The 11,337-nt window shown below is 68.6% G+C and carries 10 protein-coding genes; 5 read left to right on the forward strand and 5 right to left on the reverse strand.

Annotated features, from left to right (window positions below; all coding sequences use genetic code 11):
• The 3 genes from OYT95_RS07570 to OYT95_RS07580 all read right to left on the reverse strand — a co-directional run bounded on the left by OYT95_RS07570 (position 1) and on the right by OYT95_RS07580 (position 4,211).
• A complete protein-coding gene (locus tag OYT95_RS07570; RefSeq protein WP_128639280.1) occupies positions 1–2,229 on the reverse strand; it encodes an acyl-CoA dehydrogenase in 2,229 nt (742 codons plus the stop codon).
• 24 nt (positions 2,230–2,253) lie between these two features.
• Entirely contained in the window at positions 2,254–3,417 is a 1,164-nt protein-coding gene (locus tag OYT95_RS07575) for a steroid 3-ketoacyl-CoA thiolase (RefSeq protein ID WP_128639281.1), read from the reverse strand.
• A gap of 182 nt (positions 3,418–3,599) precedes the next feature.
• Entirely contained in the window at positions 3,600–4,211 is a 612-nt protein-coding gene (locus OYT95_RS07580) for a TetR family transcriptional regulator (protein WP_037231430.1), read from the reverse strand.
• 184 nt (positions 4,212–4,395) lie between these two features.
• On the opposite strand from OYT95_RS07580, the gene OYT95_RS07585 reads away from it, so the two are divergent.
• Positions 4,396–5,934, forward strand: coding sequence for an FAD-dependent oxidoreductase (locus OYT95_RS07585; protein WP_268791091.1), 1,539 nt, complete (start codon positions 4,396–4,398; stop codon positions 5,932–5,934).
• Here the strand turns inward: OYT95_RS07585 and hsaA are convergent, their stop codons facing one another.
• A complete protein-coding gene (gene hsaA / locus OYT95_RS07590; protein WP_268791092.1) occupies positions 5,935–7,101 on the reverse strand; it encodes a 3-hydroxy-9,10-secoandrosta-1,3,5(10)-triene-9,17-dione monooxygenase oxygenase subunit in 1,167 nt (388 codons plus the stop codon).
• A 167-nt stretch (positions 7,102–7,268) separates the two neighbouring features.
• On the opposite strand from hsaA, the gene OYT95_RS07595 reads away from it, so the two are divergent.
• From OYT95_RS07595 to OYT95_RS07605, 3 genes are read left to right on the forward strand one after another with little or no spacing between them, the layout of a single operon-like run.
• A complete protein-coding gene (locus tag OYT95_RS07595; protein ID WP_268791094.1) occupies positions 7,269–8,432 on the forward strand; it encodes a Rieske 2Fe-2S domain-containing protein in 1,164 nt (387 codons plus the stop codon).
• Positions 8,410–8,664: a hypothetical protein gene (locus tag OYT95_RS07600; protein ID WP_268791095.1), complete on the forward strand. Its 255-nt coding sequence runs from the start codon at positions 8,410–8,412 to the stop codon at positions 8,662–8,664. Before OYT95_RS07595 ends, OYT95_RS07600 begins: the two co-directional genes overlap by 23 nt.
• Before the next feature lie 22 nt (positions 8,665–8,686).
• Positions 8,687–9,478, forward strand: coding sequence for an SDR family NAD(P)-dependent oxidoreductase (locus OYT95_RS07605; RefSeq protein ID WP_268791096.1), 792 nt, complete (start codon positions 8,687–8,689; stop codon positions 9,476–9,478).
• Positions 9,479–9,487: 9 nt separating this feature from the next.
• Here OYT95_RS07605 and OYT95_RS07610 read toward each other — a convergent pair whose 3' ends face one another.
• Positions 9,488–10,273, reverse strand: a complete 786-nt coding sequence (locus OYT95_RS07610) for an SDR family NAD(P)-dependent oxidoreductase (RefSeq protein ID WP_128639287.1) — start codon at positions 10,271–10,273, stop codon at positions 9,488–9,490.
• Between the two features lie 247 nt (positions 10,274–10,520).
• On the opposite strand from OYT95_RS07610, the gene OYT95_RS07615 reads away from it, so the two are divergent.
• Positions 10,521–11,336, forward strand: a complete 816-nt coding sequence (locus OYT95_RS07615; RefSeq protein ID WP_037231416.1) for an alpha/beta fold hydrolase — start codon at positions 10,521–10,523, stop codon at positions 11,334–11,336.
• Position 11,337: the final 1 nt, after the last annotated feature.

Genomic DNA, 11,337 nt, shown 5'->3' on the forward strand with positions numbered 1-11,337 from the left:
TCACACTCCCTTTCCGGGCTCGGGGTCACGCGGCAGACCCAGCAGTCGTTCGCCGATGATGTTGAGCTGGACATTGGTGGTGCCACCCGCGATCGACATGCACTGCGAGTTCAGGAACATCTGCGTGCCGGACGTCCGGGGCTGGTCGCCGAGCAGGGCGCGCGGTCCGGCCCAGTCCATCGCCACCTCCCACACCTGCTGGATGTGTTCGACGCCGAGCAGTTTCGCGACCGACGACTCGGCGCCCGGTTGCCCGCCCGCGATCGATCGCAAGGTGGTGCGCAGCCCCATCAGGCCGCCGGACTGTGCGTCGCAGAGGACCTTGCCGAGCACGGTCAACTGCTCGTCGTCGATGTCGCCGGGCAGTTCGCTCGCCAGCGTCAGCAGAGCCTCGCCGCCGGAACCCAGCGAGGAGTCGTGCGACAGCGACACGCGTTCGTTGGCGAGGGTCGTCCGGGCGAGCTTCCAGCCGTCGCCCGGTTCGCCCACCAGGAGTTCGTCCGGGACGAACACGTTGTCGAGGAACACCTCGTTGAACAGTGCCTCGCCGGTGATCTCGCGCAGTGGCCGGATGTCGAGGCCGTCGCTGCCCGACATGTCGATCAGGAAGTACGACAATCCCTTGTGTTTGGGAACCGAGGCATCCGTGCGGGCGAGGCAGATGCCCCAGTCCGCGTCCCGGGCCATCGACGTCCACACCTTCTGCCCTTGCAGCACCCAACCGCCGTCCACCTTGGTGGCCTTGGTGTTCAGGCCGGCGAGGTCCGATCCGGCGCCGGGTTCGGAGAACAGCTGGCACCAGACGAGGTCGCCGCGCAGCGACGGCGGCACGAAGCGCTGCCACTGTTCTTCGCTGCCGTGCGCGATGAGCGTGGGCACCACCCAGTTGCCGATGATCATGTCGTGGGGCTTCAGCTCGGCCGCGCGCAGTTCGTCCCCGATCACGAGTTGTTCCACGGCGCCGGCTCCCCTGCCCCACGGTGTGGGGAGGTGCGGTGCGGTGTAACCCTTCTCGGCCAGGTACGCCCTGCACTCCGTCTCGTCCAGTGCGGCGGCGGCCGCGAGTTCCGCGCGGACGTCGGCGCGGATACGCTCGGCGTCCGGCGGCAGATCGATGCCGAGCACCCGGCGGGTGCCACCCAGGGTCGCGCGGGCAACGCGCCGCCGCCACGATGCGGTGGACCCGAGCAGGATCCGAAGCGACTGCGCCCGGCGCAGGTACAGATGGGCGTCGTGTTCCCAGGTGTAGCCGATGCCCCCGAGCACCTGGATGCAGTCCTTGGTGACGGAGAACGCCGCGTCGGGGGCGGTGGCTCCGGCGACCGCGGCCGCGAGTGATTCCTCCGCCGCACTGCAGCGCGGCGCAGCAGTCGCGGCCCTGGCACTGCTTCCGAAATTCATCGCACGGGCCGCGTCCCACGCACACACGCGGGCCTGTTCGGCGAGGCAGAGCATGCGTGCCACCCGGTGCTTCACGCCCTGGAACTGGCCGATGGGGCGGCCGAACTGGTGGCGCACCTTGGCGTAGTCGGCGGCGGTGGTCACGGCCCAGTCCGCGACGCCCGAGGCCTCGGCGGCGAACAAGGTGGCCGCCAGATCGAGGACGCGCTGCGAATCGATCTGCAGAACATCGGCTTCGGTGATCTCGAGTCCGTTCGCCGCCGCGGTCGCGTTGCGGCGCACCACGTCGTGGCTGGGCAGGTCGGTCACGTCGAGCCGGTCGCGGGCGAGCGCCACGAAGACGGTCTCGTCGCCGTCCCTCGCCGCGAGCAGGAACAGGTCGCCCACCTGCCCGCCGAGGACGTACCCGGACTCGCCGTCCAGCGTCACCACTCCGCCGTCCCGGGCGAGCCGCAGCGAACCCGGCTGCAGGGCCACCGCGCCGAGGGTCGAACCGTCCGCAAGCCCGGAGAGCTCACCCGCGCGCCCCGACTCGTGCAGGACGGCGCCGAGCAGAACGGTCGGGAGGAAGGGACCGGGCAGCAGGACCCGGCCCAGTTCCTCGGTGACCACTGCCAGTTCGACCAGCCCGCACCCGGCCCCGCCCACGTCCTCGGGCAGGTGCAGTCCCAGTACACCCAGGTCCGCCAACGACTTCCAGAACAGCGGTCGTCGCTCGGTCTTGGCCTCGACGGCCTCCCGGAGCACGGCCGGGGTCACGGTCCGCGTGGCCCAGCCCCGCACCGAGTCGCGTAGGTCGCGTTCTTCTTCGGTCAATCCCATTGTCATGTCGGCCTCGTCGATCGTTCGGGGTCAGATGCGTTCGATGATGGTTGCGGTGGACAGTGCGCCACCGGCGCACATCGTGACCAACGCGGTGGAGGTGTCGGAGCGCTCCAGTTCGTGCAGGGCGGTCGTGATCAGCCGGGCCCCGGTGGAGCCCACCGGATGTCCGAGGGCGATGGCGCCGCCGTTGACGTTCACCTTCGACAGGTCGGCCCCGTGCACCTGCGCCCACGACAGCACGACGGACGCGAACGCCTCGTTGATCTCGACGCGATCGATGTCGCCCAACGACATTCCGGCGCGCCCGAGGACCATCCGCGTCGACTCGATCGGCCCGTCGAGGTGGTAGTACGGGTCGGAGCCGACCATGCCGGACGCGACGATCCTCGCGCGCGGCCGCAATCCGAGTTCGCGGGCACGGCCGCCGTCCATGAGCAGGACGGCGGCGGCGCCGTCGCTGATCTGGGACGAGTTGCCCGCAGTGTGAATGTGGCCGTCGATCACGGGTTTCAGGGCCGCCAGGGCCTCTGCTGTCGTCTCCCGCAGTCCCCCGTCCCGGGTGACCACCGCGAGTTCACCGGTGGGTGCGCCGGACTTGTCGACGACGGGGGCGGTGACGGGAACGATCTCGCGGTCGAACCGTCCTTCCGCCCAGGCCTGGGCGGCGCGGCGCTGTGACTCGAGCCCGAAGGCGTCGACGTCGCCGCGCTCGAGTCCGCGCAGGTCGGCGATCCGCTGGGCGGACGTGAACTGGTCGCCCATGTCGATCGACCAGTCGCCGGGGTACGGGTTGCCGGTCTCCGGTGTGACGGCCTGGCCGAGGAACACCCGGCTCATCGCCTCGACACCGCACCCGATTCCGGCGGAGATCTGGCCGGACGCGATGAGCCCCGCCACGACGTGCACGGCCTGCTGGGAAGACCCGCAGGCGCAGTCGAGCGACGTGGCCGCCGTCGCGTACGGCAGTCCCGCGTGCAGCCACGCCTGCCGGGTCACGTTGTTGGACTGTTCACCGGCCTGGGTGACGCATCCGCCGACGACCTGCCCGATGTCCGCCGGGGCGACACCGGCCCGTTCGAGGACACCCCGCTGTGCGGCGCCGAGCAGTTCGGCCGGGTGCAGTCCGGACAGTGCCCCGCGCCGGCGCCCGATCGGTGTCCGTGCCGCGTCGACGATGACGGCGTTGCCCATGTTCCGCTCCTTGGGTTCTTCTGGCTCGCGGACATGTCCGCGCTCATTTTTGAAATGTATTCTATTTTTGAAGAGACATCAATGCCCTTTGCCTTGCGAAATAGCTTTTCGGCGCAGCTCAGGTGTCAGGAATGAACTTCACTTCGAGGTCGACGGTGACGCGACCCGACCCCGGCGAGCTGTCAGCGGTGCGACAGGTTGACCAGCAGCAGGTCGCACGCCTTACGGATGTCGGACTCGGCATCGGGAATCGAGACCCGGCCGTTGAGGCAGGACTGGATGACGCCGAACCACAGCTGCACCAGCAGGCGCAGCGCCGTGAGGTCTTCCTCCGTCGGATGTTCGATCCCGGCGGCGTCCAGCATGATCTGCCGGAAGGCCCGGTCGACCTTCCCCGCATCCGGCACGGACGCGACGTTGGCGGTGCTCGTGGACTGGATCATCGCGGTGGACAGTGCGGGCCGTCGCAGCAGCCCGCGGGTGGCGCGGACGAGCACGTTGTACACCGCATCCTGCGGCGATTCACCGGGGGGTGCGCTCTTCTTGAACCCGACACCCATGCGGTCGATCTGGTCGACCATCACCGCGACGAACAGATGCGTCTTCGACGGAAAGTACCGGTACAGCGTCCCTATCGCGACGCCGGCACGTTTGGCCACCTCGTGCATCTGGACTCGGGCGAGTTCCTTCTCGGTGGCCAGTTCGATCGCGGCCTCGAGCATGCGGACGTGGCGGGCCCGCTGTTCCTCCGAACTCGGTTCGGCAGCGTCCCGCACTTCGGCGATTCTCGGCACCCTCGATCCCCCTTCACTCCGCACACAGCCCCGGATCCGGTGTCGATTCTCGCATTGGTTCGGGAAAGCATCGAATTTCGTCCGGTGAGTGGGACCGCACGTGCCGCAGGTCCCCAGGATGCGATTGCGTGAACCCCACGACTGGACCGCCAGTCACCACAGACCATCAACGGAGGAAACGACGATGCAGGACTGGACAACCGAGTGCGACGTGCTGGTGGTCGGTTCGGGGGGCGGCGCGCTGACCGGCGCCTACACGGCCGCTTCGCAGGGTTTGCGCACCCTCGTCCTCGAGAAGACCCCACTGTTCGGCGGCACGTCCGCGTACTCCGGCGCCGCGGTGTGGCTGCCGGGCACCGCCGTGCAGGAGCGCGCCGGCATCGGCGACTCCACGGACAAAGCGCGCACGTACCTGCGCGCAGTGGTGGGTGACGAGGAAATCGACCGTCAGGAGGCGTACGTCGCCACCGCGCCCGAGGTCGTCGACCTCCTCGAACGCGATCCCCACATCGAATTCGAGTGGCGCGCGTTCCCCGACTACTACAAGGCGCCCGGCCGGATGGACTACGGTCGCGCGATCAACCCGCTCGACCTGCCGAGCGACGAGGTCGGGGACCTGCGTGAGGTCATCCGGCCCGAGGCCGACGTCGACCGGGCCGGGGAACCGCATCCGGAGGGAACACTGAACGGTGGCCGCGCCCTGATCGGCCGTCTTCTCATGGCTCTGCACGGCACCGGGCACGCGGAACTGCGCACCGAGACCGCCGCGCGGTCGCTGATCGTCGAGGACGGCCGTGTCGTCGGCGTCGAGGCGACGAACGCCGCCGGCGAGACCGTCCGAATCCGGGCGACGCGCGGCGTGCTGCTCGCGGCAGGCGGGATCGAGGGCAACGCGGCGCTGCGCACCGAGAACGGAACGCCGGGCAAGGCGGACTGGAGCATGGGCCCGCGCGGCGCGAACACCGGCGACCTCCTGCGGGCGGCGGTGGAGATCGGCGCGGACACCGCACTCCTCGACGAGGCGTGGTGGTGCCCCGGGGTCGAACTTCCGGACGGCTCCGGCGCGTTCATGGTGGGCGTGCGCGGCGGCATTCTCGTCGACACGTCCGGAGAGCGGTACCTCAACGAGTCCCTGCCGTACGACCAGTTCGGTCGAGCGATGATCGAGCACGGAAGCGGCAGTTCGTATCTCGTGTTCGACTCGAAGGAGGGTGGGCCGGTGTTGCCTGCCATCTCCATTCCGAACATCTCCGCCGAGAAGCATCACGCGGCGGGCACCTGGGTCTCGGCCGACACGGTCGAGGAACTCGCGGAGAAGATCGGCGTTCCCGCGGACGCTCTGCGCCGTACCGTCGAACAGTTCAACGACTTCGCCAAGCACGGCGTCGACGAGGCCTTCCACCGGGGAGAGGACCCGTACGACAACTTCTTCTGCCCGCCGGGCACGGGTGCGGACGCGCCACCGAATCCGGCACTGAGCCCGGTGTCGCAGGGCCCGTTCCACGCGGCCCGCATCGTGCTCAGCGATCTCGGCACCAAGGGCGGGGTCCGGACCGACGCCGACGCCCGGGTCCTGCGCGCCGACGGCACACCCATCGACGGACTGTATGCGGCGGGCAACACCAGCGCATCGCTCAGCGGCCGGTTCTATCCCGGCCCGGGAGTGCCGCTCGGCACCGCAATGGTCTTCTCCTACCGGGCAGTTCAGTACATGCGGAGCTGACTACACGAGGTTGTCCTCCACCGGGAGCCCGAACGCGCCCCTGCCGAACTGGGCGAGGGCGCGTTCGGGCTCGTTGGCCACGTGCACGCTGCCCGCGTGGGCGTCGCGCCACGACCGTTCGATCGCGTTGCCGCGCGACAGCGAACTTCCGCCGGCGGTCTTGAACAGCAGGTCGATCGCGTCGAGGGCTCGCTCGGTCGCGCGAACCTGATCGCGGCGCACCCGCAGCCGCAGGCCCATGGGGAGTTCCTCACCGGCCTCGGCCAGTTCCCACAGTTCACGCACGTTGCGATCCATCTGCAAGATCGCGGCGTCGATCTCGGACGACGCCCGGGCCACCGCGACCTGGGCGAACTGGTCGTCGACGAATCTTCCGCCACCGAGGCTGAGCCGCACTCGTTCCCGCATGAACGTCAGATAGCGTTCGTAGCATCCCGCGACGACACCCACTCCCGGGGTCGCCACGGCGGTGGTGAAGAGCGTGGCGAACGGCAGCCGGTACAGCGGTCCCCGGTTCACCTTCTGTCCGGGTCCGCGCAGTTGCGCCGTCTCGTAATTCCTCTTGATCCGGTAGTCGGGAACGAACACGTCCTCGGCGCTGATCTCGTTGCTGGCGGTGCCGCGCATCCCCACCACGTCCCATACGTCGTGGATGCGGTAGTCCGACCGCGGCACCAGCGCCGTCATGAAATCGACCGGGCGGCCCTCGGTCCCGACCACCATCGCGCCGAGCAGTGCCCACGACGCGTGCTCGCAGCCCGAGGAGAAATGCCAGTCCCCCGTCAGCCGGTACCCGCCCTCGACGGGGACCAACCGTCCGACGGGTGCGTAGGCGGACGACACGAGCACCGAATCGTCGTGGCCCCACACGTCACGCTGCGCCCGGTCGTCGAACAGGGCCAGGTGCCACGGGTGCACCCCGAGCACGGACGCCAGCCAGCCCGTCGAGCCGCACACACCGGACACGGCGCGCACCACCTCGTAGAAGTGCACCGGATTGCTTTCCGTGCCGCCGTACCGCCTGGGCTGCAGCATCTTGAACAATCCGGCGTCGCCGAGTTCACGGATCACCTGTTCGGACACGCGCCGCGACTCGTCGACCTTGTCCGCGCGTTCCGCGATCATCGGCAGCAGGCCGCGGACCGATCTCAGGACCTCGTTCGTCATCTGTCGGAGGGTAGGGCGATCACACCCGTGCGTGGACAGGCATCTCGCTCAACGGGAAACGCCGCCCCACCGCCCGGTCCCGTCCAGTGGGACCACACGATGCGGGCCGTCCACGCTCACTTAGCGTGCAGGGCACCGCACAAGCCCAGGAGAGGACGGGACGCATCGTGACCACCCAACAGTCCGAGACAGTCGAGGTACGCGAAATCGACACGGGCGCAGCGCCCACCCGATTCGCCCGAGGATGGCACTGCATCGGAATGTCCGAGGCATTCCGGGACGGCAGGCCGCATTCCGTCGAAGCGTTCGGGACCAAGCTCGTCGTCTTCGCCGACAGTGCGGGCGATCTCGCCGTGCTCGACGGCTACTGCCGGCACATGGGCGGCGACCTCAGCCAGGGCACGGTCAAAGGCGACGAGGTGGCGTGCCCATTCCACGACTGGCGGTGGGGTGCCAACGGCCGGTGCAAGAAGATTCCATACGCGCGCCGGGTTCCGCCGCTCGCCCGGACCCGGTCGTGGCACGCGCTCGACCAGGACGGGATGTTGTTCGTGTGGAACGATCCGGAGGGCAATCCGCCGCCCGCGGACGTCACGATTCCCCGCATCGACGGCGCTCTCGACGACGAATGGACGGACTGGGTCTGGTACCGGACCACGGTCGACACCAACTGCCGCGAGGTGGTCGACAACATCGTCGACATGGCGCACTTCTTCTATGTGCACTACTCGTTCCCCACCTACTTCAAGAACGTCTTCGAGGGCCACGTCGCCAGCCAGTTCATGCGCGGGCAGGCCCGCGACGACATGCGCCCGCACGCGCCGGGTCAACCCAAGATGGCCGGAAGCCGCTCGGATGCCACATATTTCGGCCCGTCGTTCATGGTCGACGACCTGACGTACCAATACGAGACGCACGAGGTCGACTCCGTGCTGATCAACTGCCACTACCCCGTCAGCGCCGACAGATTCGTGCTGCAGTACGGCATCATCGTCAAGAAGTCGAAGGATCTCGACGGCGACGCGGCCACCGAGATGGCGAAGAATTTCGGCACGTTCATCGCGAAGGGTTTCGAGCAGGACATCGAGATCTGGAAGAACAAGACCCGCATCGAGAATCCGCTCCTGTGTGAGGAGGACGGCCCGGTCTACCAGCTGCGCCGGTGGTACGAGCAGTTCTACGTCGACGTCGATGCGGTGACCCCGCAGATGACCGAGCGATTCGAGTTCGAACTCGACACCACCCGGCCGGTCGAGTCGTGGAAGCGCGAAGTGGAAGAGAACCTCGCACGAAAGGCGCGCGAAGCCGATGCAACCGCTGCAGTGCACTGAGTGCGGCGCGCGCGTCCTGGTCCAGAAGAACAGCTGGGAACACACTTCCGTTCAGTGGGACGACGCGGCCCGCGCCCGGTGCCGCGAGATCGGCAGCGCGGGGCCGGGGCGCCCCGGCGCTCCCCGGAAAGGATGTTCGGCGCTGACGGCGTCGATCACCCGGGCCGCGGAGGCGGGCGTCGTCCCGGTGCGCGATCCCGACCCCGTCCCGACACCCGTCGTCGCCCACTGAACGATTTCCGTAAGGACACAACATGATCGACACCGAACACTACGGTCCGTGGGCCGTGATCGCAGGCGGCTCCGAGGGTGTGGGCGCGAGTTTCGCCGAGGAACTGGGCCGCGCCGGGATCAACCTCGTGCTGATCGCCCGTAAGCCCGGGCCGCTCGAGGAGACCGCGGCCACGGTCCGCGCCCACGGCGTCCTGGTGCGCACCCTCGCGCTCGATCTCCTCGATCCGGACGCCCTCGACCGGATCCGCACGGCCACCGACGACGTCGAGGTCGGGTTGCTGATCTTCAACGCCGGAGCCAACAGTTACGGACACGAGTTCGTCAGCGGAGACCTCGCCGGCTTCCAGCGTGTCATCGACCTGAACATCACCTCTCAGCTGCACCTTTCGCAGCATTTCGGCACGAGGATGAAGAACCGTGGCCGAGGCGGCATCGTGCTGGTCGGTTCGCTGGCCGGGTACCTGGGTTCGGAGGACCAGAGCATCTACGCCGCGTCCAAGGCGTTCGGCCGGATCTTCGCGGAAAGCCTCTGGCTCGAACTCGCGCCGTTCGGCGTCCACGTGGTCGAACTGGTCCTGGGCGTCACCCGCACGCCGGCGATGGTCCGGGCGGGCCTGAACTTCGACCTTCCCGGAATGAAGGTCGCCGAACCCGAAGACGTTGCCCGTGAGGGGCTCGCACACATCGCCGACGGGCCGGTCTGGGTGGCGGGCGGCAACTACGACGCGGCCCGGAAGCGCAGTGGTTTCCCCCGCGACGCACTCGTGCGCGGGGCAGCCGAGGGAATGCGGAAGTTGCTGGGCCGCCGGTAACCGCCGACGTCAGAGGGTGGTGACGAGTCCGCCGTCGATCACGAAGTCGGACCCCGTCACATTGCCCGCCCGGTCGCTCGCGAGGAACACGACGAGATCCGCCACCTCGTCCGGGCGGGTGAACCGGCCTGTGACCGCCTGCTTCGCGGCACGCTCCGCCACTGCGTCCGGGTCGCCGCCCGCGGCGCGCGCCACCGTGGCGGCGACCCCGTCGTCGCCGAGCCACAGAGCGGTCGACACCGGGCCGGGACTGACGGTGTTCACCCGAATACCCAACGGTCCCACCTCTTTCGACAGAGCCTTCGAGAAGTTGGTGAGCGCGGCCTTGGACGCACAGTAGTCGATGACGGTGGGGTCGGGCAGGAAACTGTTGACCGAACTGGTCGTCACGATGGAACCTCGGCCCGCCGCGATCATCGTGGGCAGGGCGGCGCGGATCGTTCGCACCGCCGACATCAGGTTGAGATTCATCGTCGTGATCCAGTCTTCGTCGGTCACGTCGAGGAAACCGGTCAGTCTCGGGTGGGCAGCGCCGACGTTGTTGACGACGACGCCGAGACTGCCCCGGGCAGTGGCGGCGGCGACGAGTTCGCCCGGGCCGGTGGGGGTCGACAGGTCGACGCTCACCGCCTCCACCGTTCCGCTGCGGACGAGTTCTTCCAGTTCGGGGCTGGGCGAACGCGCCCCCGCCACCACGAACGCGCCTTCCGCGGCGAGCGCCCGGGTGATGGCGAGCCCGATACCCTTGCTGGCTCCGGTGACCACGGCGACGGTGCCGCGCAACGCGAGATCCACGGGGTTCCTCCTGACGACGGCGGAGCGTGCATACACGAGTGGAACGTCCCCCTCCGATCACGCTAGCCGAAATGATGCCGACCGCGCTGCAGGCGAGTAACCTCAGCGACGAAGGGCCAGGCCACGGCGTTGCTCTCGTACGACGGCGTCTCTCCTCCTACGGTGCCTCTCGTCGCACGACTACACCTGGCGCGCAGGCCCCTTCACCCCTGACCACTGTGTTCTTTCCTGACTCGGGAGACGAGTGATGCGACTTCTTCGACTTCGAACAGCCGTTGCCGCATGCGCGATCGCGGCCGCCGGAACGCTCACCGTGGGCGCCGGACCGGCCCTCGCCCAGGATCTGCCGACGGTGGTGCTGGTCCACGGTGCGTTCGCCGACACGACCAGCTGGGATGCGGTGGCCGCGGAACTGCGCGGCCGAGGATATGAAGTCGTGGTCCCGGACAACCCGTTGCGCGGACCGGCGTACGACTCCGCCGCCATCGAGAAGGTGCTCGCGGACATCCCGGGACCGGTGGTCCTCGTCGGTCACTCGTACGGGGGCGCGGTCATCACCAATGTGCATTCGCCGAACGTCGAGGCCCTCGTCTACGTGGCGGCATTCGCCCCGGCGCAGGGCGAGCCGGTCATGCTGAACCTCGACCCGATCCGGTTCCCCGGCAGCCAACTGCTCCCGCCGGTGCTGCAGGTGAAGGTGGTCGAGAACGATCCCACCGGAATCGCCGGGAGAAACCTCGACGGCTACATCGATCCCGGCCGCTTCCACGACGTGTTCGCACAGGACGTCCCGGACGCCACGGTCGCAGGCATGATCGCGCACCAGAAGTCGGCGGCGCTCGTCGCGAACCTCGAACCGACCGCCGATCCGTCGTGGGCGTCGACACCGAGCTGGGCCCTGGTCGCTCAGAACGATCGTGTGATTCCGGCGGCGGCGGAGCGGTTCATGGCCACGCGCGCGGGAGCCCGGATCACGGAAATCCCGGCGTCGCACGCCGTCCTGGTGTCCCAGCCCGGCGCGGTCGCGGACCTCGTGGTGCAGGCAGACCAGGGAACTCCGTAGC

Origin of the sequence: Rhodococcus sp. JS3073 (genome assembly GCF_026810085.1) — a bacterium.
In the GTDB taxonomy this organism is placed as follows: Bacteria; Actinomycetota; Actinomycetes; order Mycobacteriales; family Mycobacteriaceae; genus Rhodococcus_F; species Rhodococcus_F wratislaviensis.